At 73.4% G+C, this 25,025-nt stretch carries 18 protein-coding genes; 8 read left to right on the top strand and 10 right to left on the bottom strand.

The genetic code is table 11. The annotated features are described in order from the left end of the window. The first annotated feature begins 126 nt into the window (after window positions 1-126). Window positions 127-1,251: a GNAT family N-acetyltransferase gene (locus tag AB0F03_RS15265; RefSeq protein ID WP_361991502.1), complete on the top strand. Its 1,125-nt coding sequence runs from the start codon at window positions 127-129 to the stop codon at window positions 1,249-1,251. Window positions 1,252-1,539: 288 nt separating this feature from the next. Here AB0F03_RS15265 and AB0F03_RS15260 read toward each other — a convergent pair whose 3' ends face one another. Beyond that, a complete protein-coding gene (locus AB0F03_RS15260) occupies window positions 1,540-2,547 on the bottom strand; it encodes a Ppx/GppA family phosphatase (protein WP_361991499.1) in 1,008 nt (335 codons plus the stop codon). Between the two features lie 524 nt (window positions 2,548-3,071). Between AB0F03_RS15260 and AB0F03_RS15255 the strand changes: the two genes are divergently transcribed. Next, window positions 3,072-5,612 (top strand): discoidin domain-containing protein, encoded by a 2,541-nt coding sequence (locus tag AB0F03_RS15255; RefSeq protein WP_361991067.1) that lies wholly within the window; start codon window positions 3,072-3,074, stop codon window positions 5,610-5,612. A 47-nt stretch (window positions 5,613-5,659) separates the two neighbouring features. On the opposite strand, the gene AB0F03_RS15250 is transcribed toward AB0F03_RS15255, so the two are convergent. Beyond that, window positions 5,660-6,613 (bottom strand): helix-turn-helix transcriptional regulator, encoded by a 954-nt coding sequence (locus AB0F03_RS15250; RefSeq protein ID WP_361991064.1) that lies wholly within the window; start codon window positions 6,611-6,613, stop codon window positions 5,660-5,662. A gap of 132 nt (window positions 6,614-6,745) precedes the next feature. Here AB0F03_RS15250 and AB0F03_RS15245 point away from each other — a divergent pair, with 132 nt between their 5' ends. Beyond that, the gene (locus AB0F03_RS15245) at window positions 6,746-7,090 is read left to right on the top strand and encodes an ANTAR domain-containing protein (protein WP_361991061.1); all 345 of its coding nucleotides are present in this window, start codon (window positions 6,746-6,748) and stop codon (window positions 7,088-7,090) included. A gap of 15 nt (window positions 7,091-7,105) precedes the next feature. On the opposite strand, the gene AB0F03_RS15240 is transcribed toward AB0F03_RS15245, so the two are convergent. Further along, window positions 7,106-8,272, bottom strand: a complete 1,167-nt coding sequence (locus AB0F03_RS15240; protein WP_361991058.1) for an amidohydrolase — start codon at window positions 8,270-8,272, stop codon at window positions 7,106-7,108. Window positions 8,273-8,417: 145 nt separating this feature from the next. On the opposite strand from AB0F03_RS15240, the gene AB0F03_RS15235 reads away from it, so the two are divergent. Next, a complete protein-coding gene (locus tag AB0F03_RS15235) occupies window positions 8,418-9,881 on the top strand; it encodes an aminotransferase class I/II-fold pyridoxal phosphate-dependent enzyme (protein WP_361991055.1) in 1,464 nt (487 codons plus the stop codon). A 443-nt stretch (window positions 9,882-10,324) separates the two neighbouring features. Continuing rightward, window positions 10,325-12,604, top strand: coding sequence for a catalase (locus AB0F03_RS15230; protein ID WP_361991053.1), 2,280 nt, complete (start codon window positions 10,325-10,327; stop codon window positions 12,602-12,604). Window positions 12,605-12,706: 102 nt separating this feature from the next. Here AB0F03_RS15230 and AB0F03_RS15225 read toward each other — a convergent pair whose 3' ends face one another. The 7 genes from AB0F03_RS15225 to AB0F03_RS15195 all read right to left on the bottom strand — a co-directional run bounded on the left by AB0F03_RS15225 (window position 12,707) and on the right by AB0F03_RS15195 (window position 20,486). Beyond that, window positions 12,707-14,404, bottom strand: coding sequence for a SpoIIE family protein phosphatase (locus tag AB0F03_RS15225; protein ID WP_361991050.1), 1,698 nt, complete (start codon window positions 14,402-14,404; stop codon window positions 12,707-12,709). Then, window positions 14,388-15,446 (bottom strand): ATP-binding SpoIIE family protein phosphatase, encoded by a 1,059-nt coding sequence (locus AB0F03_RS15220; RefSeq protein ID WP_361991048.1) that lies wholly within the window; start codon window positions 15,444-15,446, stop codon window positions 14,388-14,390. The genes AB0F03_RS15225 and AB0F03_RS15220 overlap by 17 nt, the downstream gene beginning before the upstream one ends. Next, window positions 15,443-15,889: an anti-sigma regulatory factor gene (locus AB0F03_RS15215; protein WP_361991045.1), complete on the bottom strand. Its 447-nt coding sequence runs from the start codon at window positions 15,887-15,889 to the stop codon at window positions 15,443-15,445. The genes AB0F03_RS15220 and AB0F03_RS15215 overlap by 4 nt, the downstream gene beginning before the upstream one ends. Further along, on the bottom strand, window positions 15,889-16,269 hold the full coding sequence (locus AB0F03_RS15210) for an STAS domain-containing protein (RefSeq protein ID WP_361991043.1): 381 nt from the start codon (window positions 16,267-16,269) through the stop codon (window positions 15,889-15,891). Before AB0F03_RS15210 ends, AB0F03_RS15215 begins: the two co-directional genes overlap by 1 nt. Further along, on the bottom strand, window positions 16,266-17,159 hold the full coding sequence (locus AB0F03_RS15205; protein ID WP_361991040.1) for an STAS domain-containing protein: 894 nt from the start codon (window positions 17,157-17,159) through the stop codon (window positions 16,266-16,268). Before AB0F03_RS15205 ends, AB0F03_RS15210 begins: the two co-directional genes overlap by 4 nt. 570 nt (window positions 17,160-17,729) lie before the next feature. Next, window positions 17,730-19,049, bottom strand: a complete 1,320-nt coding sequence (locus tag AB0F03_RS15200) for an acyltransferase family protein (protein WP_361991037.1) — start codon at window positions 19,047-19,049, stop codon at window positions 17,730-17,732. A gap of 498 nt (window positions 19,050-19,547) precedes the next feature. Further along, window positions 19,548-20,486, bottom strand: a complete 939-nt coding sequence (locus AB0F03_RS15195) for a hypothetical protein (RefSeq protein ID WP_361991034.1) — start codon at window positions 20,484-20,486, stop codon at window positions 19,548-19,550. Between the two features lie 281 nt (window positions 20,487-20,767). On the opposite strand from AB0F03_RS15195, the gene AB0F03_RS15190 reads away from it, so the two are divergent. The 3 genes from AB0F03_RS15190 to katG all read left to right on the top strand — a co-directional run bounded on the left by AB0F03_RS15190 (window position 20,768) and on the right by katG (window position 24,938). After that, a complete protein-coding gene (locus AB0F03_RS15190; RefSeq protein ID WP_361991031.1) occupies window positions 20,768-21,898 on the top strand; it encodes an abortive phage infection protein in 1,131 nt (376 codons plus the stop codon). Window positions 21,899-22,235: 337 nt separating this feature from the next. After that, window positions 22,236-22,673, top strand: a complete 438-nt coding sequence (locus AB0F03_RS15185; protein ID WP_361991029.1) for a Fur family transcriptional regulator — start codon at window positions 22,236-22,238, stop codon at window positions 22,671-22,673. 33 nt (window positions 22,674-22,706) lie between these two features. Then, complete coding sequence (gene katG / locus AB0F03_RS15180; protein ID WP_361991026.1) at window positions 22,707-24,938, top strand: catalase/peroxidase HPI; 2,232 nt, start codon at window positions 22,707-22,709, stop codon at window positions 24,936-24,938. Window positions 24,939-25,025 lie beyond the last annotated feature (87 nt).

Here is a 25,025-nt window from a genome sequence, read left to right as displayed (position 1 = left end):
TCGCCCTGGGCACCCTTGACAGACCGCGGGCTTTTTCGTCAGGTTTGAGCCAGGTCCTACGGTGCGGGATCCCGGCCGGGGAACGGGCGATCTGACGTGGGGATCAACGACGTGGGGATCAACGACGTGGAGATCACCGTCCACAGACCCGGTGACCTGACGCCCGGCCTGCGCGGGGCCTGGCACCGGGCGATGGACGAGTCACCCGAGTACGCCAACCCGTTCCTGGCCCCCGAATTCGCCGCCGGGGTCGGCCGGTTCCGGCCCGGTGTACGCGTGGCGGTGCTGCGGGAGAGGGGGGAACCGGTCGGCTTCCTCCCGTACGAGCGGGGGCCGTTGGGCACCGGCCGGGCCGTCGGACTCGGACTGTCCGACTGCCAGGCCCTCGTGCACCGGCCCGGAGTCACCTGGAACGTGCGGCAACTGCTGCGGGCCTGCGGACTCAGCATCTTCGAGTTCGACCATCTCGTCCGGGAACAGACCCCGTTCGAGCCCCACGTCACCGGCACCTTCGCCTCACCGGTGATCGATGTGAAACCCGGCGACGGCACCTACGCGCAGTGGCTGCGCGGGGCGTACCCCGGGCTGGCCAGGACGACGCTGAAGAAGGAACGCCGGCTCGGCCGGGACGTCGGCGAGGTGCGGTTCGTCTTCGACGAACGCGACCCGGAGGCGCTGCGCACCCTCATGCGGTGGAAGTCCGCGCAGTACCGGAGAACCGGCCGCATGGACCGGTTCTCCCGGCCGTGGATCGTCGGCCTGGTGGACCACCTCTTCCGCGTCCGCGAGGAGCACTTCACGGGGGTGCTGTCCGTGCTGTACGCGGGCGGCCGGCCGGTCGCCGCCCACTTCGGACCCCGGTCGGGCACCGTACTGGCCGCCTGGTTCACCGCCTACGACCCCGGACTCCCCGCCTACTCGCCCGGGTTGATGATGCACCTGCGCACCGCCGAGGCCGCCGCCCGGCACGGGGTGAGCCTGGTGGACCTGGGGCGCGGCGACAAGGAGTACAAGAACTGGCTCAAGACCCGCGAACTCCGGGTCGGCGAGGGCTTCGCGGCCCGCCCCCACCCCGTCGCACTGGCCCGACGCCTGTGGCGACGCCCGGTACGCGGCCTGCGCAACACGGTGCTGGCCCACCCGGGCCTCCGCGAACCGGCCGACCGCCTGCTGAGAACGGCCGGCACGTTGCGCACGCACACGCGCCGACCCGCCACTACGGCCACCGGAACGGGCCCCGGGCCCGGCTGAGCGGGCCATGGGCCGGCCTGAGCCACGGGCCACGGGCCACGGTACGGGCACGCCTGCTCGCCACCGGGCCGGTCAGGGGGACCGGCGACGGCGGGGACCGGCCGTCGGCAACGTCGGCCGATCGGCCCGGACCTGCGGGTACGGCCCGGACTTGCCGGTACGGAAGGGTGCGGGCGGCGTCGCGAGGGCACAGCCGCGAGGCGCGGGGCGCGGCCACGCCGTCATGCGGCCGGATTCCCCCGCGCGGGTATGTCCCCCACCTGTCACGCGGAGGCGCCCGGCGCGCCGTCACGCGGACGGTGCGGCGATGCGCAGGGTCGTCGTCGGGGGTGGGGTCGTGGTGTCCGTGGCGCCGGTGATGTCCGTCCACCAGTCGGCGCCGTCCTCGGCATAGCGCAGCAGCACACCCTCGCGGATCGCCCAGGGGCAGACGACGGCCCGGGGCAGACCCATCAGCTTCAGCGCCGTGTGCCCGACGACCGCCCCGGCCAGGCTCTGCGCGGCGCGCGGCGCGGAGATGCCGGGCAGCTGGGCCCGCTCGGCGGTGGGCAGGGCGGCGAGCGTGCGCACCGCCTCGCGCAGGTCCCGGCAGGCCAGCTCACGCTCGACGAACGGGCCGTATCGCCCGGGCGCGGCCCCGCACAGCCGCGCCAGCTGCTGGAACGTACGGGAGGTGACGACAGCGGTGCGTGGCCCCTCCCAGCGGATCCGCGAGGCGACGTCCCGCAGCTCGTGGCGGATCCGGCGGCGCAGCTCCTTCAGCTCACCCGGCCCCGGCGGGTCCTGGACGCCCAGGTGCTCGCGGGTCAGCCGGCTCGCGCCGAGCGGCAGGGACGCGGCGAAGTCGGGCAGCCGTCCCCTGCCGAACGCCACCTCCAGCGAACCGCCGCCGATGTCGAGCAGCGCGAGCGGGCCCGCCTTCCAGCCGAGCCAGCGGCGGGCCGCCAGGAAGGTCAGCTCGGCCTCGGTCTCACCCGGCATCGTGCACATGCGGATGCCGGTACCGGAGGCCACCCGTTGCAGGACGTCCGCCCGGTTCGGAGCGTTGCGCACCACGGTGGTCGCGAAGGCCAGCGGGCCCGCGGCACGCCACGTGCGAGCCGTGGCGCCCGCCGCGGCCACCGCCTTCACCAGATGTTCCACGGCCTCGTCGGCAATGGTGCCGTCCGCGCCGGCGTGCTCGCACAGCCTCAGCTTCCACTTGACGGTGTGCACCGGCAGCGGAACACCGCCTTCCACGTCTGCGATCACCAATCGCACCGTGTTCGACCCCGCATCCACCACGCTCACCCGCATGGCCGGGGAGTACCCGTTCAAGCGCCGGTCATCCGTCCCCACGGGGGGCGTGCCGGTGCACAGGGACCGCGGCGCGTGCCTCGGGAACGCCGCACGCGGCCGTCCGACACGCACGACGAGCACGGCCCCGGCCCAGCGCGCACCCGGTCCGCGGCAGCACGCGCACGCACCCCACGACCGCCTCAATTCGGGCCCCGCGCAACCGACGCCCCGGTGCGGGCGGCCGTCCTCCTGGGCGACACGCCCGGTTCCGTCGTCCGCCGTGCCGGGCACGGCTCCGCCCGGCACCCCGGAGGCGGCCGCGCTATGAACACCCATGCGGCTCCCCGCGCGGCTGACGCCTGACCCACGCCGTGGTCGCGGACGGCGGAGGGGCCCCGCACGCGTGCCCGGTGATCGCGGCGCGGTAGTTGAAGGATGTGGCGTCCGAAGGCTTGTAACCCGCTTGACTCACCACTTAAATCAAAACATGAACTAAGCCGTGGGGTCAGCCGCTTGACCCCCGAGCCGTCTGGAGCCGCCGCATGAGACTGAGATCCCTGGGCATCGCCCTGTCCGCCATGGCAGCGCTGATCGCCCTTCCCGCCACGCACCCCTCGGCCGCCGCGGCCGAAACCCCCCTGTCCGAGGGGAGGACGGCCACCGCGTCGTCCGAGGAGAACAACGGCACCACCGCCGCGCTGGGCGTCGACGGCGACACCGGGACCCGCTGGTCCTCGGCCGCCGGGGACGACCAGTGGTTGCGGGTCGACCTGGGCGGCACCGCCACCGTCACCCGGGTGGTCCTGAACTGGGAGGCCGCCTACGGCAAGGACTACAAGGTCCAGATTTCCGGCGACGGGAGCAGCTGGACGGACCTGAAGTCCGTCACCGGCTCCGACGGCGGCGTCGACACGCTCGACGTGTCCGGGCAGGGCCGCTACGTGCGCATGCTCGGCGTCCACCGGGCCACCTCGTACGGCTACTCCCTCTGGGAGTTCCAGGTGTTCGGCAGCACGAGCGGCGGCGGGACCGGCTGCGGCACCGCCAACGCCGCCCAGGGCAGGACGGCCACCGCCTCCTCCACCGAGAACGCCGGCACGCCCGCCTCCGCCGCCTTCGACGGCAGCACCACCACCCGCTGGTCCAGCCAGGCGGCCGACCCGCAGTGGCTCCAGGTCGACCTCGGCTCCGTCCAGGACCTGTGCAAGGTCGACCTGAACTGGGAGGCCGCCTACGGCAAGGACTTCCAGATCCAGGCGTCCGCCGACGGGCAGAGCTGGAGCACCCTGAAGACCGTCACCGGCGCCACCGGCGGCACGGCCTCGTACGATGTCAGCGGCTCGGGCCGGTACGTCCGGATCCTCGGCACGGCGCGCGGCACCGGCTACGGCTACTCCCTGTGGGAGGTCGCCGTGCACACCGGCTCCACCGGCGTCCCGCCGGTCCAGGGCGGCGGCGACCTCGGCCCGAACGTCATCGTCGTCGACCCCTCCACCCCCAACCTCCAGCAGAAGTTCGACGACGTCTTCGCCAAGCAGGAGTCGGCCCAGTTCGGCACCGGCCGCTACCAGTTCCTGCTCAAGCCCGGCACGTACAACGGGATCAACGCCCAGATCGGCTTCTACACCTCGATCTCCGGGCTCGGGCTGAACCCCGACGACACCCAGATCAACGGTGACGTCACCGTGGACGCGGGCTGGTTCAACGGCAACGCCACCCAGAACTTCTGGCGATCGGCGGAGAACCTCGCCATCAAGCCGTCGAACGGCACCGACCGCTGGGCCGTCGCCCAGGCCGCGCCCTTCCGCCGCATCCACGTCCAGGGCGGCCTCAACCTCGCCCCGAACGGCTACGGCTGGGCCTCCGGCGGCTACATCGCGGACTCCAAGGTCGACGGTACGGTGGGCCCGTACTCCCAGCAGCAGTGGTACACCCGCGACAGCTCGGTCGGCGGCTGGAGCAACGGCGTGTGGAACATGACGTTCTCCGGCGTCCAGGGCGCCCCGGCCACCGACTTCGACAACGGCCCGTACACCACGCTGGACACCACCCCGGTCTCCCGGGAGAAGCCCTTCCTGTACCTCGACGGCTCCGCCTACAAGGTGTTCGTGCCGGCCAAGCGCACCGGTGCCCGGGGCGTCTCCTGGCCGGCCAACGCCGGTACGTCGCTCCCGCTCGACCAGTTCTACGTCGTCAAGCCGGGCGCCACGGCCGCCACCATCAACGCGGCCCTCGCCCAGGGCCTCAACCTGCTGTTCACACCCGGCGTCTACCACCTCGACCAGACCCTCGACGTCACCCGCCCCAACACGGTCGTCCTCGGACTCGGTCTCGCCACCCTGGTCCCGGACAACGGCGTCGACGCGATGCACGTCGCCGACGTCGACGGCGTCAGGCTCGCCGGATTCCTGATCGACGCCGGTGCGGTCAACTCCGACACGCTCCTGCGGATCGGCACGCCCGGCTCCACCGCCGACCACTCCGCCAACCCCACCACCATGCAGGACGTGTTCGTCCGCATCGGCGGTGCCGGACCCGGCCTCGCCACCAACTCGGTCGTGGTGAACAGCAACAACGTCATCATCGACCACACCTGGCTCTGGCGCGCCGACCACGGCAGCGGCGTCGGCTGGGACACCAACCGCGCCGACTACGGCCTGCGCGTGAACGGCAACGACGTCCTCGCCACCGGCCTGTTCGTCGAGCACTTCAACAAGTACGACGTCTACTGGTCCGGAGAACGCGGCCGGACCATCTTCTTCCAGAACGAGAAGGCGTACGACGCCCCGAACGCCGCCGCCGTCACCCACGACGGCATCACCGGCTACGCGGCCTACAAGGTCGCCGACACCGTCACCACCCACGAGGCCTGGGGGCTGGGCAGTTACTGCAACTACACGGCCGATCCGTCGATCGTCCAGGCCCACGGCTTCCAGGTGCCCACCACCTCCGGCATCCGGATGCACGACCTGCTGGTGATCTCCCTCGGCGGAAAGGGGCAGTACGCCCACGTCGTCAACAGCACCGGCGCACCCACCTCGGGGACCAGTACCGTCCCGTCCAAGGTGACGTCCTTCCCGTAGGCCGTCCCGCGTCCCGGGCGGAGGCCGCGCCCCGCCCGGGACGCCCGTCAGCCGTGGAACAGCGACTCGTGCGGATTCCGGCGGAACTCCTGCCGGTACAGGGAGGCGAAGCGGCCCGGGTGGTGAAAACCCCAGCGGGCCGCTATCGACGTGACCGTGGCCCCGGCGCCGGGGTCGGCGTCCAGCAGGTCCCGGTGGGCGTGCGCGAGCCGCACCCGGCGCAGATGGGCGAGCGGCGTCGTGTCCAGATGCCGGCGGAAGGCGTACTGGAGCGCGCGCACCGTCACATGGGCCGCGGCGGCGATGTCGGCGACCGTGACGGGCCGGTCGGCGTGGTCGTCGATGTAGGCGAGCGCGCGGCGCAGCATCGCCGGGTGCGCGTCGTGGCGATCGGCGGCGGTCGGCTCCTCCAGTGCCGTGCTGGGGAACGTGGCCAGGACGCTCGCCGCGAGGTGCTGGGCGGCCGTGGCGGCGATCAGCGGCTGGTCCGCGATCTGGGGGTCGGACAGCACATGGTCGCGCAGATGTGCGATCGTAGCGCTCAGGTGCCGGGCCGCCGCGGCCGAGCGCGGCCGGTGACCGGTCAGCCGTACCGGGGGAGAGCCGGCCGGGCCCGCGGCCACCTGGGCGAGCAGCTCCGGGTCCAGCATGGTGATGTTGTAGCGGGCGTTGCAGATCCGCCCCGTGTACGGCAGGTCCGGCGGCGCGAACAGCACCACGTCACCGGGTCCGAAGGCGTCCTCGACCCCCTGGAAGCCGTGGTCCCGCACGGTTCCCTCGTGCAGCACGCACAGGCAGATCCGGCCCAGCGGGGACACCGAGTAGCTCATCTCGAAGTCCAGCGCGAGTTCGTCGACGCTCACCGAGGACAGGGCGGCGCGGTGGATCCGGGCGTGGTGGGAACCGGGGGTACCGCTGGCGATGCGCATCCTGGCGTAGGCCCGACTGAGGAAATCCTCTGTCACGTCCAGGTCGTCGCTGTCGAAAGTGAGCGATTCCATTCCGCCCAGATGCCCCTGAATGCCCTCCCTATGTACCCACTGACCAGCTACTTTTCGTTTTCTGTACCGCGTCGCGCAAGGTTGTTCGCCTGGCGGCTGTTTGAGAGGGGGGCTGCTGCGCAGGGTGATCGCATGATCGGATGTGACGAGGAGACGAACCAGCTCGACGCGCTCCGGGAGGAGGTCGCCCAGCTGCGCCGGGCCCTCGTCTCGCACGCGCTGGTCGACCAGGCGATCGGCGTGGTCATCGCCCGCGCCGGTCTGCGCCCGCAACAGGGCTGGGACGTGCTGAAGCACGTGTCGCAGCACACCAACACCAAGATGCGGGAGGTGGCACGCTGCCTGGTGGAGTGGCCGTCCTCCGGCCGCCTGCCGGACGCGATCCGCCGGGCGCTGCCCGCCGCCGTGCGGCACGTCCGGGCCGCCGCCGAAGGGCCGGGCGAGGAACGCGGGGTACGCGGTCCCGCGCAGGCCTGAGCGGGCGTACGACGGTCAGGCGGCGGCCCGGCGCAGACCCTCCCACGCGCGCCCGCGCAGGTCCGCGTCCCGCAGCACGTCCACGGCCGTGCAGGCCAGCGCCTCCACCACCGCCGGCAGGACACGGCGGGCCCGCTCAGACGCCGCCGCCTCGGCGAACTCCGGTGTGTGGTCCGAGCCGTCGGCGCCCATGACCGCGACGAACGGATGGATGGCGGGCACCCGGCCGCTGACGTTGCCGATGTCGGAAGAGCCCAGGTAGACGCCGGGAGCGGGCGGGGTGAGGGTGATCCCGGCGCGGTCCAGATGTCCGGCGAACCGCTCGGACAGCACCGTGCTGTCCCGGAAGTGCTCGTACCGTACGCTCGCGCGTTCCACCGTGACGGTCGTGCCGGTCGCCAGCGCCACCCCCTCCGCGGCCGTGCGCAGTTGTGCCGCCAGGTCGTCCAGGGCGGCGGTGGTGAGCGCGCGCAGTCCGAAGCGCCCCTCGGCGAACTCGGGGACGATGTTCGTGGCCGTGCCACCGTGCGTGACGATGCCCTGGACGTGGGACCCCTCCGGCAGCCGCCGGCCGAGCGCCGAGACCACGTTGAACAGTTCGATCAGCGCCGCGAGCGCGTCGATCCCCTCCGTCGGGTTGCCCGTGGGATGCGCCGCCCGGCCCTGGAAGGCCACCAGGTACTGCTCCTGAGCGGTCAGCGGGGCCCGCGCCCAGTCGTACACCCCGGGGTGGAACATCAGGGCGGCGTCCACCTCGTCGAAGACCCCGGCCTCCACCTCCAGGGCCTTGCCGCCCCCGCCCTCCTCGGCCGGCGTGCCCACCGCGAGCACCGTGCCCCCGTCGCCGCCCAGCACCGCGTCCGTGACCAGGGCCGCCCCGAGGCCGGCCGCCGCGATCAGGTTGTGCCCGCAGGCGTGTCCCAGCCCGGGCAGGGCGTCGTACTCCAGGGGGAACGCCACCACCGGCCGGCTCCGGCCCGAGCGCGCGGTGAACGCGGTCGGCAGGCCCGCGGTCTCCCGTCGCACCTCGAACCCCGCGCGTTCCAGCTCGCCCGAGAGCAGCGCCGCCGCCCGGTGCTCGGCGAACGCGGTCTCCGGGTCCGCGTGCAGGGCCGACGCCACGGCCCACAGCGCGTCCGCGCGCCGCGCGACCTCCTCCTGGACCCGGTGGTACAGCGACACAAATCCTCCTCCGGCTCGGCGGGGTGTACTCCGTGCCGGAGCCGGGTTCCACCGAACGGCCGCCTGACACCGGGCCGGTGGGTTTGGGGCTTGGCGGCGGGTGCAACACGGTGGATGCGGCACCGACCAGCTCAGGAGGACAGCCATGGATCACTCGCGCGTACCCGTCCTGGAAGCTCTACAGGAGTTCCGGCGACGCGGAGACGTGGTGTTCGGGCCACCCGGGCACAGGCAGGGCCGTGGGGCCGACCCCCGCGTGGCCGAGATCCTCGGCATCGACGTCTTCCGCTCCGACGTGCTGACCCTCAACGGCCTGGACGACCGCCGCCAGTCCCAGGGCGTGCTGGAGCAGGCACAGGAACTGATGGCGGACGCGGTCGGCGCTGAACACGCCTTCTTCTCCACCTCCGGCAGCTCCCTGTCCATCAAGACCGCCATGCTGGCGGTCGCCGGACCCGGGGAGAAGCTGCTCCTGTCCCGCAACGCCCACAAGTCGGTCATCGCCGCGGTCATCATCAACGGGGTGGAGCCCATCTGGGTCCACCCCAAGTTCGACGCCGAACGGCACCTGGCCCACCCGCCGGAGGCCGACGACGTCCGCAACCGGCTGCGCGAGCACCCGGACGCCAAGGGCATGCTGCTCATCACCCCCACCGACTGGGGCACCTGCGCCGACATCCGCGCGGTGGCCGACGCCTGCCACGCGTCCGACGTGCCCCTCATCGTCGACGAGGCCTGGGGCGCCCATCTGCCCTTCCATCCGGACCTGCCCGTGTGGGGCATGGACGCGGACGCCGACCTGGTCGTCACCAGCGTCCACAAGATGGGCGGCGCCATCGAGCAGAGTTCGGTGTTCCACCTCCAGCACGACCGGATCTCGCCCACCGTGCTCAAGCAGCGCGAGGACCTGCTCGGCACCACCAGCGCCTCCAGCCTCGTCTACGCCACCCTCGACGGCTGGCGGCGGCAGATGGTCGAACAGGGACGCGAGCTGCTCGGCAACGCCCGCCACCGCGCCGAGCGCGTCCGCGCCGAGCTGCGCGAGATGCCCGGGCTGCGAGTGATGGGCGGGGAGATCATCGAGGAGGGGCTGGCGGCCGAGTACGACCCCCTGAAGATCGTCGTCGACGTACGGGAGCTGGGCATCAGCGGCATGCAGGGGGCCGAATGGCTGCGCGCCAATTGCCACGTCGACGTGGGCGGTTCGGACAGCTGCCGCATCAGCGCCTCCATCACCCACTCCGACGACGACGAGACCGAGAAGGTGCTCCTGGACGCCGTGAGCTCGCTGGTCGAGCACGCCGACTCCATCGAGCGGCAGCCCGCCGTGCACCTGCCCGCACCCCACGTCCTGGAACTGGAACAGGCGGTCCTGCCCCGCGACGCGTTCTTCGGCCCGGCCGAACAGGTGCCCGCCGAGCAGGCCGTGGGCCGGATCGCCGCCGAGATGATCAGCCCCTACCCGCCGGGCGTGCCGGTCGTGGCGCCGGGCGAGGTGATCACCTCGGACGTCCTCGACTACCTGCGCAGCGGAGTCGCCCACGGCTTCCTCATCTCCGACGCGGCGGACCCGACCCTGGAGACCGTGCGGGTCGCGGCACGCCCCTGACCCGCCGGCCCCCGGTCCCGTACCGGCCCGTCCCGGACTGCGGGAACCGCCCGCGGCGCCTAGGGTGGCGTACGCGGGCGGAGCGGTGCGCGCCCGTACGGGGCCAGGAAGCCCGCTCCGCCGGTGAACGCGTCATCGGCGGACAGGCGCATGGCCCCGCTGACGGTCCCCGGGTCCGGACCGGCGTCCGGCGGGCCCGCCGTCCCGGCAACTCGACAAGAGACGGCCCGACTTCACCCCCCGACCGGAGATCTTCGCGATCGCCGGTTTCGGACGCCCCGGCCCGGGGACCCCGGTCCCGGGCCGCCGCGACCGCTTCCCCTGACCTTTTTCCTGCCGGCACCTGCTGCCGGCCGCATCCCCGGCCCCGACCAGCGCGCACCGGACACCCACCCGCCCGACCGCGGCGGGCCCGTCCGTGACCAGTGAAGGAATTGGTGTTGATGAGCGAGACGAACCCCTTGAAGCGAGCGGCGGACAAGGTGGCCGACGCCCTCCAGAGCGGCCCCGCGGGCCCGGAGGACGGCATCCCCGGCAAGCCGGCTCCCGAGTCACCGTCGGTCGCCGAACCGACCGAACCCCGCGAGCCGCTGCCCCCCAAGCCCGATCAGGACGGCCCCGCCACCGTCTCGCCCACCGGGCAGCCCACCGGCGCCGACCAGGCGCGGACCGCCCAGAGCGGCAGCTACCTGACCAACGCCCAGGGCACCCGGCTGCCCGACACCGACCACTCGCTCAAGGCGGGCCCCCGCGGCCCGGTGCTCCTCCAGGACCACCACCTGCGCGAGAAGGTCATGCACTTCGACCACGAGCGCATCCCCGAGCGCGTGGTCCACGCCCGCGGCGCCGGCGCGCACGGCGTGTTCCGCAGCTACGGCACCGCGGCCAACGTGACCAAGGCGGCATTCCTCGCCGAGGACGTCGAGACCCCGGTGTTCGTCCGCTTCTCCACCGTGCTCGGCTCCCGGGGCTCGGCGGACACCGTCCGTGACACCCGCGGCTTCGCGACGAAGTTCTACACCAGCGAGGGCGTCTTCGACCTGGTCGGCAACAACATCCCGGTGTTCTTCATCCAGGACGCGATCAAGTTCCCGGACGTCATCCACGCCGGCAAGCCGCACCCCGACCGGGAGATCCCGCAGGCCCAGAGCGCCCACGACACCTTCTGGGACTTCGTCACCCTGCACACCGAGGCCACCCATCACACCCTGTGGAACATGTCCGACCGGGGCATCCCCCGCTCGTACCGCACGATGGAGGGCTTCGGCGTCCACACCTTCCGCCTGGTCAACGCCGCCGGCGAGACGACCCTGGTGAAGTTCCACTGGAAGCCGAAGCTGGGCGTGCACTCCCTGGTGTGGGAGGAGGCGCAGATCGCGAGCGGCGTCGACCCCGACTTCCACCGCCGCGACCTCTACGACGCCATCGAGGCGGGCGCCCACCCCGAGTGGGAGTTCGGCATCCAGACCTTCCCCGACACCCCCGACCAGACCTTCGAGGGCATCGACCTGCTCGACCCGACGAACATCGTGCCCGAGGAGCTCGCCCCCGTGCAGCCGATCGGGCTGCTCACGCTCAACCGCAACCCGACGAATTTCTTCGCCGAGACCGAACAGGTCGCCTTCCACGTCGGCCACCTCGTCCCCGGCATCGACGTCACCGACGACCCGCTGCTCGCCGGCCGCCTCTTCTCCTACCTCGACACCCAGATCACCCGCCTGGGCGGCCCCAACTTCCCGCAGCTCCCGATCAACCGGCCGCACGCCCCCGTCAACGACATGCTGCGCGACGGCTTCCACCAGACGGCCGTGCACCGGGGGGTCGCCCCCTACCGGCCCAACTCCCTCGACGGCGGCTGCCCCTTCACCGCGGGCGCGGACATGGGCGCGTACGTCGAGACGCCCGTACGGGTCCCGCAGGCGACCAAGGTCCGCGAGGCCCCCGAGTCCTTCAGCGACCACTTCAGCCAGCCCCGCCGATTCTGGCTCAGCATGAGCCCGGTCGAGCGCGAGCACATCATCGGCGCCTACACCTTCGAACTCGCCAAGTGTTACGAACAGGCCATCCGGGAAAGGGCGTTGCAGACCCTGGCGAACATCGACCCGGAGCTGTGCGCGGGCGTCGCCGCCGGCCTCGGGCTGCCCGCCCCCGAGCCCACCGTGCCCCTGGCCGATGTCGAGCCCAGCCCCGCCCTCTCCCAGGTGGGCCGGACCTGGCCCGCCGACGGCCGGATCATCGGCATCATCACCGGCCCCGACGGCGACCTCGACGGCGTCCGCGCCGTACGCCAGGAGGTGCTGGACGGCGGCATGGTCCCGCTGGTCGTCGCGCCGGCCGGCGGCATCCTCGGCGACGGCGACGACGCCGTGACCGTCCAGCGGACCTACGCCACGGCCCGCTCCGTCGAGTTCGACGCCCTCCTCGTGGCGGGCACGCCCGGAGTCGGCGCCGACGCCTACGGCGCCCGCGACGCCAAGGCGGGCCGGCCCACAGTCCAGCAGGCCACCCCCGACCCCCGGGTCGGACTGCTGCTGGCGGAGGCGTACCGGCACGGCAAGGCCATCGGCGCCACCAGCGGCGGGGAGAGCGCGCTGGAAGCGGTCGGCATCCCGCTCGACGCGCCCGGTGTCGTCACCGGCGACACCGCCGGCAACGTACTCCAGCAGCTCAACGGGCTGCTCGGCGCCCACCGGGTCTGGGAACGCTTCCCGTCCGCCGCCTGACCGGCCGCCGGCCCCTCGCGTGACCACGGCCCGGCCGCGGGTCACGCGAGGGGCCGCACGCGGCGACATCCCCGGCACCGCCGGACGCCGCGACGGTGCCGGTCACTCCTGCGTGCCGTCCTCAGTGGTGCGGCACAGCAACAGGCAGATGTCGTCGTCGTGCTCGGAGTCGTGCAGCATCGGCTTCAGCACCGAGTCGGCCGCCGCGTCCAGATCCTCCAGCTCCAGCGCGCCGAGCGCGCCCATCGCCCGGGCCAGCCGGTCGATGCCCGCGTCGATCCCCGCGGACCGCCGCTCCACCAGACCGTCCGTGTACAGCGCGAGGGTGGACCCCGTCGGCAGGTCGAGGGTGTACTCCTCGTACTCGTACGGCATCGGCACCCCGAGCATGATCCCGGGCCGGGCGTCCAGTACCCGCACCTCGCCCCCGGGACCGCGCGCGACCGCGGGAGGGTGCCCGGCCGCCGCCCACACCACCCCGGGCTCGCCCGGAGAGAACCGGGCGATCGCACACGTCGCGTACAGCTCCGGCTCCTGATGGCGCAGCATCCGGTGCAGCAGGGTCAGGATCCGCGCCGGGCCGTTGCCCTCGACGGCGTAGGCGCGCAGCGCGGTGCGCAGCTGGCCCATGATGACCGCCGCGCGCAGCCCGTGGCCCGTGACGTCGCCTATCACCGTCAGCACACTGCCGTCGGGCTGGGGGAACGCGTCGTACCAGTCACCGCCGATGTTCAGCCCGTGCGTCGCCGGCAGATAACGGGCGGCCAGCGCGAGCCCCGGGGTGTCGGGCAGCTCGGTGAGCTGGGCCCGCTGGAGGGCCTCGGCGACGTCCCGGTGCTGCTCGTAGGCATGGGCGTTGTCCAGGGCGATGCCCGCGCGCCGGGCCAGTTCCAGCAGCATCACGGTGGTGTCCGCGTCGAAGCGGTCGCCCGGCGCGGCCAGCGTCAGCACGCCCCGCACGGTGCGCGCGCCGAGCGGCAGGCACAGCAGCGGCCGGTCCGGGGACAGCGCCGAGGCCGGCAGGTCGTCCACGCCGGGCAGCCCCCCGGGATGGGTGCCCGCGTGCTGCGGACGGCCGGTACGGGCCGCGGTCACCGTGGCCGCCGCCCGCGCGCCCGGCGGAGCCCCCTCGTCGTCCACGAGCCAGATGTCGACGCGCCGGGCGTACTCCGGTACCAGCAGACCGGGCAGCCGGCGCAGGATGTCCTCGTGGTCCAGAGAGGCGTTCAGGACCGCGCTGGCATCGGCCAGGAAGGTCAGCAGCCGGCGGGCGTTCTCCGCCTCCGCGCGCGCCGCCCGCTCGGCCTCGAGGTGCTCACGCTGCGCCAGCGCCGCGGCCTCCAGCTCGGCGTGCAGTGCCAGGACACCCTGGTTGGTCTGGTGCAGTTCCTCCCGGTGGAACCGGACCAGCTCCTCCGTCTCGTCCAGGTGCGCCAGCAGGCCGGCGGCGGCCTCGTCGGCGTCCAGCAGCGCCTCGGCGAGCCCGGCGTCACCCGGCCCGGGCAGCGGCCCGGCCACGGGCGCGGGACAGGCGAGGGTGTGCTGCCAGGGCTCCGGCCCGTCGAGCACGACCCGCAGCACCCCGTCCGACCCGTCCGGCCCGACGGACTCGGCGGTCACCGTCAGCTCCGTACACCCCTCACCAAGACTGCGGCGCAGCCGGCTGCCGAGCGCGGCCAGGAAGCGCGCGCGGTCGGGCGAGGGCACGCCGACGTCCGCCGTGAGCCGCGCCAGCAGGGCGCGGACGCGGGCCGCGTCGGCGGCCGAGGCGATGGTCCAGGAGTCAGAGGCGGCTGTCATGAGGTCTGGTCCGGCGGTCGGGGGCCAGTACGGCCACACTGGTGTCGTCGCGTGCGGGACGGGCCGGGCTGCCCGCTTCACGCAGGATCGCCCCGGCCACCACCGACGGGTCGTGGGCGAGCAGCCCGGGATCCTCCGGCGGCGCCCAGCGGCTGGGCAGCCCGTCACTGTGCATCACGAGGAGACTGTCCCGGCGCCACGGCAGCCGGCGCACGGGGACCTGCGCCGGGAAGTACGCCCCGACGATCCCCGGATGAGCGACGTGCGACGTCCAGCCGTCCCCGGCACGCACCCGGGCGGAGACGTTCCCGACACCGGCGACGGACAGTTCCGCCCGGTCCGTGTCCACCTGCGCCACCGTCACCGCCGCGCCCCGGGTGCGCCGCAGCGCCACGTGCAGCCGGCGCAGGATCTCCGCCGGCGGAAGATGCGCGGCGCGGCGCAGTTCCGCCACCGCCGCCGTGGACGCGTGAGCGGCCTTCGGGCCGTGCCCGAGACCGTCGGCGAGCAGCAGGGTCACCAGGCCGCCGGAGCGCGCCCAGCCCCAGGCGTCACCGCACTGCTCCGCCTGGGCGAGCGCGGTCGTGATCCCGCCCGCCGGCAGCGGCGCCTCCGCGCTCCCGCGCGCACGGGGCTCGGGGTCGATCCGGGCCGTCGCCACCGTCCCACGGCCCGGCAGGCTGTACAGATGGAACGCGTTCGCGCTGCGCAGGCAGCTGCCCAGGCCCGCGCCGAGCGAATTGGCGGCGGTGGAGTAGCCGTCCCGCAGAGCCGTGTCGGCGTCCGCGAAGCCCGGCCCGTGATCGAGCGAGAACACCTGGACCGACGTGCCCGCGCCGGCCGGCGGCGCCACGAGGTTCACCACCATCCGGCCCCCGCCCGCGTGCCGGAGCAGATTGGTGGCCAGCTCGGTGGCGACCAGCTCCGCGGCGGCGGTGCGCGGCGCGGCGAGACCGGCCTCCGCGCACGCCTCCTGGGCCGCTGTCCGGGCGTCCCGGACCCGCGTGGAGTCGTGCACCGGGACCTCCCACACCCGGCTCATCCCAGCACCGGACGCGACCCGGGAACCTGGACCACCCAGGCGACGGCCGTGACGGTCGTGCCCCGGCCGGGTTCGGTGTCGACGTCGAACTCGTGCACCAGCCGCTTCGCTCCGCTCAGTCCGAGCCCCAGCCCGCCACCGGAGGTGTAGCCGTCGGTCATGGCCAGCTCCAGGTCGCGGATGCCGGGACCGCTGTCGATGAACCGCATCCGCAGCCCCCGGCTGCGGCCGTTGTCCAGCGGCGTGATCTCCACCCGCCCGCCCCCGCCGTGCACCAGCGTGTTACGGGCCAGCTCGCTCGCCGCCGTGACCAGCTTGGTCTGCTGCACCAGACCGAAACCGAGCTGCGCCGCGCACTGCCGCACCTCCTGCCGGACCCAGGCCAGATCCGCGTCCGAGCCGATGGGCAGACTCGTCGCGGGCGCCTGGCCGGACACCTGCATCAGCTCCCCCTCTGGGACAGCAGTTCCATGGCACGGTCGACATCCAGGGCGGTGACCAGCCCGGGCAGCGTCAGCCCCAGCTCGACCAGGGTGATCGCCACCGCGGGCCGCATGCCGGCGAGCACCGTACGGGCCGCCAGGAGCCGGGCCGTGGAGGCGATCTCGGCCAGCACCCGGCCGAGGAACGAGTCGACGATGTCCACGCCGGAGATGTCGAGCACCACGCCGGTCGCGCGGCTCGTGGCGATGCGGCTGGTGATGTCGTGCTGGAGCTGTTCGGCCATGCCGTCGTGCAGCTCGCCCTGGAGGGAGACGAGCAGGACGTCGCCCAGGGCCAGCACCGGGACCTGGGGGGAGTGACGGGGACTGGGCTGGTTCACCGGGCGCTCGCACCCGCGTCCGAACGGGACACCTCTATGCCCTGCCGGCCCAGCGCGTAGGCCAGCGCGTCGGCCAGCGAGGCCCGGGTGAGCACCGAACCCAGGTCGATGCCGAGCTGCACGATGGTCTGCGCGATCGCCGGGCGGATCCCGGAGACGATGCACTCGGCACCCATCAGGCGTGCCGCGGCGACCGTCTTCATCAGGTGCTGCGCGACGAGCGAGTCGACGGTCGGCACCCCGGTGATGTCGAGGATGGCGTACCGGGCGCGCTGGTCGACGATGGCCTCCAGCAGCGACTCCATCACCACCTGGCTGCGCGCGCTGTCCAGCGTCCCGATCAGCGGTACGGCGACCGTGCCCTCCCACAACTTGATGACCGGAGTGGCCACTTCGAGCAACTGCTGCCGCTGCCGCTCGATCAGCTCCGCGTTCGCGTCCAGCGCCGTCTCCATCACTACCAGGCGAAGCGTCCCCATCAGCAGGGTCAGCGCCAGCACACTCTCCTGGACGTGCGGGGTGGCGGGGTCGGTGAACTCCTCGCGCAGCAGCTCGACCGCGGGTGCGCGCAGCACGGCGACCTCGTCGGCGATCTGCGCCGGGGTCGATCCGGTACGCGTCCGGGTGTGGGTCATCCGGCCCAACTGGTCGCGCACCGACGCGTACCCGGGCGCCTCGATGTCCTCCAGCCGGCCGCTGACGGCCACCTCGGACAGCGCGTCCACCACGGCCTTGCACGCCTCGACCGCTTCGTCGCGGGAGACGGTGAAGACCGAGCGGAACAAGGGGGCGTCGGCCCAGCGCTGGGCGATCTGCTCCCTGCGCCGTTCCAGGAAGGCGCTCACCACCTGTGGCGCCGATTCGGCCACGTCCTGCTCCGGCACTCTCATCCTCTCCTCTCGCACAGCCAGGTGCCGACGCCGGTCGGCCGGCTCCCCGAGCCGATCATTGCCGACCGCCAACCGTAGCCCTCCGTGTCCGGCCTGGCCAAACCTCCGGGCGGCCACGGGGCCACGCCTCTCTTCGGCACCGGCAGCGGCGGTTCCGGGACGTCGTTCCGGCCGCCGCCACGCCGTCGCTCAGTGCGCCGGCGCTCGTTCCCCCTGCCCCGGGCCCGGCCGGGAAGCGGAGCGGTGACCGGGGCGTGCCCTGGCGCGCGACAGCGCCGGCCGGCGGTCGGCAGGGGCGGCTGCGGTCGGGCCGGCTGCCGGCCCCCGGCTCACCCCGGTGTGTTTCCCGCGCATGTCGACACGGCTCCTTCGGTGTGGTCGAGCGGTGCCGGCCCGTCGGTGTTGCCGCCGGGCCGGTGTCGGGAGCCGCATACCCCGAAACCCGCCGGACTCTCCTGGCTGTTGCCGACGTCACCCATGTGTGCGACCGGCTCCGGCCGACCGGGCGGGACCGGCACGGAGGAACGGGACAACTCGGCGGGCACCGCCCGGGCCGGTGCCCGCCGTCAGTCACGCGTCGGCGCCGCCGCCTCCCGGACAGGGCCGCGGCGACGCCGGCTGCGGTCCGGGTGCCGGGGCCGCCTCGGGCTGTCGTACGGGGGCCGCCTCCGACTGTCGTACGGGGGCGGCCTCCGGCTGTCGTAGGGGGGCCGCCTCCGGCTGTCGTACAGGGGCCGCTTCCGGTTGCGGCAGCGGCATCGTCCGCGGGCGCCGGGCCGGGCGGCGGCGCAGCAGCAGCCGTCTCGCCGGGCGCTCCACCCCCTCGTACAGCGCCCAGGACAGGGCGAGCGCCACGCTGAACGCGGCCGTCGTGACGGCCAGGCCGGTCAGGACGCCGAAGCGTGGCTTCGTACCCAGCACGCTCGTGGCGGCCCGCAGCACCAGCAGGTGGATCATGTAGAAGGCGAACGACAGCTCCCCGAGCCGCACCATCCGCCGGTGCCGCCACAGGGACGGCAGCCCGCGCAGGTCCGCGACGGCCGCCGCGGGGATCAGCAGGGCGAATCCGGCGATGGTGCACACGGTGGCGGAATAGCCGGGTGGGACCTGCGGGACGAGGAAGTAGCCGATCACCGCGAGGGCGAGCGACGCCTCCAGCCCCGGCCCGCGCCAGCGGTCGAGCAGCACCAGCCGCGCGGTGACCGCGCCGAGCACGAACTCGGGCAGCCGCGCGGCGGGGAAGGAGTAGACCGACCGGTCCCACCAGTGGTGCGCCTCGGCCCACGCCAGCACCAGGACCGCGGCCACCGACAGCCCGCCCAGCGCGGTCGAGCCGCGTGCGCCGAGCCGGCGCAGCAGCAGGATCAGCGCCGGGAAGGCGGCGTAGAAGAACGCCTCACAGGCCAGGGACCAGCTGACCGGGTTCAGGGTCTGCCACCACGGGCGCCACCAGGAATGCAGCAGCAGCGCGTTGGCGAGGGTCTGGTGCGCCGTCGGCCGTGCCTGGTGCGTCAGCGTGTATGCCATGACCAGCGCGACGGCGAGGGTGACCAGGTGCACCGGGTAGATACGGGCGATGCGCCGCCGCCAGAAGGCGAAGACGCGGTCGCCGGGCCGCGCCGACCAGGTCAGCACGAATCCGGACAGCAGGAAGAAGAACGACACTCCGGTGGCGCCGGCGTCGAACCCCCAGGACACCAGACGGCCACCGGTACCGCCGAAGTAGCCGAAGTTGTGCACGTGCAGTCCGAACACCAGCAGCGCCGCCATCCAGCGCAGTCCGGTGAGCGACGGCAGGGAGGGCTGGGCGGCCGGGGAGGAGAGCCGGGCGGCCGGGTCGTCGCTTCTGGCGGGCGGCGTCCGGGGCGTCCGGGTCGTCGCCGTGGTCATCACATCACCTGCCGCAGGGAATTCGCGTGGGGCATGAAGGGGACCTTTGCCCGTCCACCCCGGGCCCATCACGCCGTGTGCCGAACTTCACACGGCTGCCGAACGACAGACCACCGCGCGGGCCACGCCCGACGGGACCGGCTGCACCCACCCGAGTGGGACCACCCACGGCGACGCCGGCCGCCGCCTGCCGTGGGGCCGTCCGCCGTCCGCCGCGAAGCCGTCCGCCGTGGGGCCGGACGTTCGCCGTGGGTACGCGTCGCGGGGTCGGATGCCCGCCGTGGGGTCGGCCACTCACGGTGGTGTCGGATGCCGTCCGCCGCGGGGGCGGGCACCCGCCGCGCGGTCGGAGGCCCCCCGAGGGGGCGGGCACGCGCCGCGGGTTCGGAGGCCCACCATCGGGTCGGACGCCCGCCGTGGGGTCGGGCGGGGTTCACCTCGGTGACGGGAGCGCGCCCCGGTGCCGGGTGCCCCGGGCACCCTCTGGCCGTCCCCGTGTCAGCCGCCCGGTCGTTCCACCCGGGCGGCGGCCGTCCCGGACCGGCGCCGGGCCTCGCGGGCGGCCCGGTCGGCCTGCCGGGCCCGCTCCCGCGCCTCCTGTTCACCGGCCCGCGCCCGCCGCTGCTCCTCCTCGGCATGCCGCAGCCGCCCGCGCAGCTCACGGACCCGCTCCTCCGCCTCGGTCACCCGGACGCCGGCCTCCCGCGCCGCCCGCGCGGCGGCCCCGGCCTCATCCTCCCGTGCGCGCAGTTCCCGCTCGGCCTCGCGGGCCTGCTCGCGGGCCTCGGCGAGGCGCCGGCGGTGTTCCGCGTCGCGTGCGCGCTCCTTGTCCCGCGCACGGTTCTCGTCCTTGTCCCGGGCACGGGCCCTGCTCTTGTCCGGCGTACGGTCCTCGGACCGGGCGGGCTTCTGCGGGCCGGCCGCCGGGGGAGCGGGCCGGCGGCGGAGGAGGGCCTCGTCGGCCGCCGGGAAACCGGCCGTCGCACTGAGCGGCCTCACCAGCCGGCCCGCCGCCCAGTCACGCGCGGCCCCGGGGTCGGCCAGTACGGCGTGCAGCGTCTCCTCGACCGCCCGCTGGACGTCCTCACCGACGGGATGCCCGGCCTGCGCGGCCAGTTGCCGGGCCTGCCGGCCCAGCGCGCCGATCACCTCGTTCTGCCGAGGGGCCAGCCGGCGCAGCCGCGGCCCGTCCAGTTCCCGGTGCGCGCGGCGCAGCTCTTCACCGAGGCCGAGCAGCGACCGGACCTCCTCCGGCTGCCGGCGGACCAGCAGATTGCTGATCCAGGCGGCCCGGCTCGGCCGCCGCAGCGCACCGACCGCCTTGGCGAGGCCCTGGTCACCGGCCGTACGGGCGTCCCGGGCGCGGCGGTCGCGGGCGGCGACGAACTCCTCCGGGCGCAGCCCGTACAACTCGTCGGCGACGGCGTCCAGGTCCACCAGCGTCCTCCTGACGGCCGGCCCCTGCCGGTGTGCGTACGGCCGGGTCCGATTTTCTCACTCCGGGGGGCTCGTGCGCCTCGTGTAGTGGTTCGCGGGAGGGACGCGCAGCACGACTGCCGCGACCGCGAGCCCCGCCTTGCGGCACCGGACCACCACCCCTTACGGCCTCCCTTCGGCAGCCGACCGCCTCCCTTCGGCAGCCGACCGCCTCCCTTCGGCAGCCTTCCGTGGACCGTCGGCCGACGGCGCCGGTGCGGCCGGCCCGGCAGGGTGACCGTATGCAGAGGACCGAGGGGATCGAACGCGCGCAGTTCCTGGCCGTCATGGCGTCCGCGGGACTGGCCGCGGCGGCGCTGCCGGCGGGCCGGGCCCGGGCCGCGCAGGGCGGACTGCGGCACCGAGGGGTCGTCTACACCGTGGGGGAGGGGGAGACACCGGGAACGGCCTTCAGCACGGCCCGGATGCGGGAGGACATCCGGGTCATCCGTGACGAGCTGCACGCCGACACGGTCGACGTGACCGGTGACGGTGTCGAACGGCTCACGGCCACCGCCGTCGAGGCGGCCGAACGAGGGCTGCGGATCTGGCTCCAGCCGACCCTCGGCGACGCCCCGGAGCGGGACATCCTGGAACACCTCGCCGAGACCGGCCGGTTCGCCGAGCGGCTGCGCCGCCAGGGTGCCGCCGTGGACCTCAGCGTGGGCTGCGAGTTCTGGTTGTTCGTGCCCGGCATCGTCCCCGGCGACACCGTCCTGGACCGCATCCGTAACCTGCTGGACGGCACGCTGGACCCCGTCGAGATGCAACGCCGCCTGGACCGCTTCACGGCGAAGGCCGCCGCGGTCGGCCGCTCCGTCTTCGGCGGCCGGCTCAGCTACGCCGCCGCGCAGGAAGACCGGGTGGACTGGGGCCTGTTCGACATCGTGGGCATCGACTACTACTCGTACTTCCCTCATCGGGCGGACCACGTGAAGGAGTTGAGCCGCTATCTGCGGTGGGGAAAGCCGCTGGCCATCACCGAGTTCGGCACCTGTGCCTACGTCGGGGCGCCCCGGACCGCGGGCATGGGCTGGGACGTCGTCGACTACGACAAGGAACCCGAGGAGATCAAGGGCGACCTGGTACGCAGCGAGCGCACCCAGGCGGCCTGGCTCCTGCGACTCCTCGACGTCTTCTCCTCGATGGGCCTGTACGCGGCGATGGCCTTCGAGTTCGTGACTCCCGACGCCCCGCACCGTCCGGGCGACCCGCGCCACGACCTCGACATGGCGAGCTACGCCGTGACCAAGACCCTCAAGGACCGGCCGGACGACCCCGCTTCCGACTGGCACTGGGAACCGAAGGAGGCCTTCCACGCCCTGGCCCGCCGCTACCGGTCCGCGCGAACCACCTGCCGGCACACCCACTGAGCCCGCCCGGACCGGTCCGGACGGGTGCGGACGGGTGCGCGGATCCGCCCGTCCGCACCCGGGGCCCCGGGAGGGCCGCGCGAGTACGCGGGCTCCCCCCTTCGGAGGACCCTCCGGCAGACCGCGGGGCCGGCGCGGTGCGAACGGCCCCATGATGCGGGCATGCCCACCCCGCCCGCCACCCCGCGCCCCGCCGGGCGTGGCCAGGTGCGCGCACGGGGAGAGGCGGAAGCGGACGCGTATGGCCGGGAGGAAACGCTCCGGCGCCGGTACACGGCCAGAATTGCATCGTTCGTTTCCTTGAATCCCTCGTGTTTATGCCGGTAGGTTCAGCGCCATGACCGCCTCCCCGGCCCCGACCACCGCCGGACAACTCCGCGGTGCCGGCCTGCGTGTGACGGCGGCCCGCGTCGCGCTGCTCGAGACCGTCCGGGACGGTGATCACCTCGGCGTCGAGGCGATCGCCTCCGGAGTCCGCGAGCGCGTGGGCCACATCTCCCTGCAAGCCGTCTACGAGGCTCTCCACGCGCTGACCGCAGCGGGCCTGGTACGCCGGATCGAACCGGCCGGCCATCCGGCCCGTTTCGAGGGACGCGTGGGTGACAACCACCACCACATCGTGTGCCGGTCGTGCGGCGCCGTCGCCGACGTCGACTGCGCCGTCGGCGACGCGCCCTGCCTGACCGCCTCGGACGACCGGGGCTTCGCCATCGACGAGGCCGAGGTCGTGTACTGGGGCACCTGCCCCGACTGTTCCACTCGCCGTAGTTCCTGAGCACCACGTTCCGCACAGTTCGGAAGGATTGCCATGACCGAGAACCACGACGCGATCGTCACAGACGCGAAGGCGGACGGAGCGGGCGGCGGTTGCCCCGTCGCCCATGACCGTGCCCTGCACCCGACCCAGGGCGGAGGCAACCGTCAGTGGTGGCCGGAGCGGCTCAACCTGAAGATCCTTGCCAAGAACCCGGCCGTGGCGAACCCGCTCGGTGAGGACTTCGATTACGCCGAGGCCTTCCGGGGTCTGGACCTTCCGGCCGTGAAGCGGGACATCGAGGAGGTGCTCACCACCTCCCAGGACTGGTGGCCGGCCGACTTCGGCCACTACGGCCCCCTGATGGTCCGTATGGCGTGGCACAGTGCGGGCACCTACCGCATCAGCGACGGCCGCGGCGGTGCCGGCGCCGGCCAGCAGCGTTTCGCCCCGCTGAACAGCTGGCCCGACAACGTCAACCTGGACAAGGCCCGCCGCCTGCTGTGGCCGGTGAAGAAGAAGTACGGTCAGCGGATCTCGTGGGCCGACCTGCTGATCCTCACCGGCAACGTGGCCCTGGAGTCCATGGGCTTCGAGACCTTCGGCTTCGGCGGCGGCCGTGAGGACGTGTGGGAGCCGGAGGAGGACGTCTACTGGGGTCCCGAGACCACCTGGCTGGACGACAAGCGCTACACCGGCGACCGTGAGCTGGAGAACCCGCTCGGCGCCGTCCAGATGGGTCTCATCTACGTCAACCCCGAGGGCCCGAACGGCAATCCGGACCCGCTCGCCGCGGCCCGCGACATCCGTGAGACGTTCGCCCGGATGGCGATGAACGACGAGGAGACCGTCGCCCTGATCGCCGGTGGCCACACCTTCGGCAAGACCCACGGCGCCGGCCCCGCCGACCACGTCGGTCCCGACATCGAGGCCGCCGGTTTCGAGGAGCAGGGCCTGGGCTGGCGGAACAGCTACGGCACCGGCAAGGGCGCCGACACCATCACCTCCGGCCTGGAGGTCACCTGGACCGCCACGCCGACCCGGTGGAGCAACGGCTTCTTCGACAACCTCTTCGGCTACGAGTGGGAGCTGACCGAGTCCCCGGCCGGCGCCAAGCAGTGGCGCCCCAAGGACGGCGCGGGCGAGGGCACGGTCCCGGCCGCCCACGACCCGTCGAAGAAGATCGCCCCGGCGATGCTCACCACCGACCTCGCGCTGCGCTTCGACCCGGTCTACGAGCCCATCTCCCGCCGCTTCCACGAGAACCCGCAGGAGTTCGCGGACGCCTTCGCCCGCGCCTGGTACAAGCTCACCCACCGCGACATGGGCCCGAAGGCGCTGTACCTCGGCCCGGAGGTCCCGCAGGAGACCCTGCTGTGGCAGGACCCGCTGCCGGAGCGTGAGGGCGAGCTGATCGACGACGCGGACATCGAGACCCTGAAGACCAAGCTGCTCGACTCGGGCCTCAGCGTGTCCCAGCTGGTCACCACCGCGTGGGTGTCCGCGTCGACGTTCCGCGCCAGTGACAAGCGCGGTGGCGCCAACGGCGCCCGTATCCGGCTGGCCCCGCAGAGCGGCTGGGAGGTCAACGAGCCGGACCAGCTCGCCCAGGTGCTGCGCACCCTCGAGGGCGTCCAGCAGGAGTTCAACGCCTCCTCCGGCACCAGGAAGGTCTCCCTGGCCGACCTCATCGTCCTCGGCGGTGTCGCCGCCGTGGAGAAGGCCGCCAAGGAAGGCGGCTTCCAGGTGCGGGTGCCCTTCACCCCGGGCCGCGTGGACGCCACCGAGGAGCACACCGACACCGAGTCCTTCGAGGCGCTGGAGCCGACCGCGGACGGCTTCCGCAACTACCTCGGCAAGGGCAACCGCCTGCCGGCCGAGTTCCTGCTGCTCGACAAGGCGAACCTGCTGAACCTCAGCGCCCCCGAGCTGACCGTCCTCGTCGGCGGCCTGCGCGTCCTCGGCGCCAACCACCAGCAGTCGCAGCTCGGCGTCCTCACCCACACGCCCGGCGCCCTCACCAACGACTTCTTCGTCAACCTGCTCGACCTGGGGACGACGTGGAAGGCGACCTCCGAGGACCAGACCACGTTCGAGGGCCGTGACGCGAGCACGGGCGAGCTGAAGTGGGCCGGCAGCCGCGCCGACCTCGTCTTCGGCTCCAACTCCGAACTGCGTGCCCTCGCCGAGGTCTACGCGAGCGACGACGCGAAGGAGAAGTTCGTCAAGGACTTCGTCGCCGCCTGGGACAAGGTCATGAACGCGGACCGGTTCGACCTGGTCTAGCCCGCCGGCCTTCCGGCCCTTCGACCGGCGCGTCCGGGTCCGCCCCACGGGGCGGACCCGGACGTCTTTCCGCTGTCGGACCGCGGC

The organism is Streptomyces sp. NPDC028722 (genome assembly GCF_040637655.1).
GTDB lineage: Bacteria > Actinomycetota > Actinomycetes > Streptomycetales > Streptomycetaceae > Streptomyces.
The sequence above is the reverse complement of the archived record's forward strand: the minus strand, read 5'-3'. Positions and strand labels throughout refer to the sequence as shown.

Bases quoted from the DNA above. Each gene is read 5' to 3' on its own strand.
- AB0F03_RS15260 (WP_361991499.1), bottom strand. From the start codon at position 2,547: ATGCGGGTGAGCGTGGTGGATGCGGGGTCGAACACGGTGCGATTGGTG.
- AB0F03_RS15255 (WP_361991067.1), top strand. From the start codon at position 3,072: ATGAGACTGAGATCCCTGGGCATCGCCCTGTCCGCCATGGCAGCGCTG.
- AB0F03_RS15250 (WP_361991064.1), bottom strand. From the start codon at position 6,613: ATGGAATCGCTCACTTTCGACAGCGACGACCTGGACGTGACAGAGGAT.
- AB0F03_RS15245 (WP_361991061.1), top strand. From the start codon at position 6,746: ATGATCGGATGTGACGAGGAGACGAACCAGCTCGACGCGCTCCGGGAG.
- AB0F03_RS15235 (WP_361991055.1), top strand. From the start codon at position 8,418: ATGGATCACTCGCGCGTACCCGTCCTGGAAGCTCTACAGGAGTTCCGG.
- AB0F03_RS15230 (WP_361991053.1), top strand. From the start codon at position 10,325: ATGAGCGAGACGAACCCCTTGAAGCGAGCGGCGGACAAGGTGGCCGAC.
- AB0F03_RS15225 (WP_361991050.1), bottom strand. From the start codon at position 14,404: ATGACAGCCGCCTCTGACTCCTGGACCATCGCCTCGGCCGCCGACGCG.
- AB0F03_RS15220 (WP_361991048.1), bottom strand. From the start codon at position 15,446: ATGAGCCGGGTGTGGGAGGTCCCGGTGCACGACTCCACGCGGGTCCGG.
- AB0F03_RS15215 (WP_361991045.1), bottom strand. From the start codon at position 15,889: ATGCAGGTGTCCGGCCAGGCGCCCGCGACGAGTCTGCCCATCGGCTCG.
- AB0F03_RS15205 (WP_361991040.1), bottom strand. From the start codon at position 17,159: ATGAGAGTGCCGGAGCAGGACGTGGCCGAATCGGCGCCACAGGTGGTG.
- AB0F03_RS15200 (WP_361991037.1), bottom strand. From the start codon at position 19,049: ATGACCACGGCGACGACCCGGACGCCCCGGACGCCGCCCGCCAGAAGC.
- AB0F03_RS15190 (WP_361991031.1), top strand. From the start codon at position 20,768: ATGCAGAGGACCGAGGGGATCGAACGCGCGCAGTTCCTGGCCGTCATG.
- AB0F03_RS15185 (WP_361991029.1), top strand. From the start codon at position 22,236: ATGACCGCCTCCCCGGCCCCGACCACCGCCGGACAACTCCGCGGTGCC.
- katG (WP_361991026.1), top strand. From the start codon at position 22,707: ATGACCGAGAACCACGACGCGATCGTCACAGACGCGAAGGCGGACGGA.